The organism is Dellaglioa sp. CoH-56-MRSF-13 (genome assembly GCF_056782095.1).
Map to the genome: position 1 here is coordinate 1 of NZ_JBXAYC010000052.1, position 490 is coordinate 490.

The window sequence follows — 490 nt, forward strand, 5'->3', positions numbered from 1 at the left end:
CTTTGACGATCATCCCGCGCTCGATTCGTTCTATTCGTTCCTGTACGAGCATAACAGCGCGCTACGGCTTACGGGCTGGCCGATGAAAATCGAGGGCCCGGACGAACCGACACTTACCGACTGGTAAGCGCATCATCCCGTACACAACCGCTAGGTGTTTCTACCTAGCGGCTTTTTGCGTTTCCGCTTGCGCAACGCAAAAATCACGTGTATAGTTCATTCCATCAGCTAACCAAATGAAGGGGAACAGCATGAAAGTAGGCGACAAGGTTCGGGTAATCCGCACGGAACAAAGCTTTTACAATCGCGTCCAATGGTGGCCGGAACAGGGCATGACGGGCACTGTTGAGGCCGTCCACAAAAACGGGTCGGTTCGCGTGGCATGCGACCAATTGCGCAACCAGTCGTCAGACGGCCGTATCTCCAAAACGTTCCGGCCGCTCGATATGGTGTTTGAGGTCATCAAGTAACGATCCGCAGGGGCCTGAAT

The 490-nt window shown here is 54.1% G+C and carries 1 protein-coding gene; it reads left to right on the top strand.

The window, feature by feature from the left end; all coding sequences use genetic code 11:
• Nucleotides 1-251: 251 nt before the first annotated feature.
• The gene (locus AC1RP1_RS07825) at nt 252-470 is read left to right on the top strand and encodes a hypothetical protein (protein ID WP_289875313.1); all 219 of its coding nucleotides are present in this window, start codon (nt 252-254) and stop codon (nt 468-470) included.
• Nucleotides 471-490: the final 20 nt, after the last annotated feature.

Coding starts and splice junctions, on each gene's coding strand:
- AC1RP1_RS07825 (WP_289875313.1), top strand. CDS start 252: ATGAAAGTAGGCGACAAGGTTCGGGTAATCCGCACGGAACAAAGCTTT.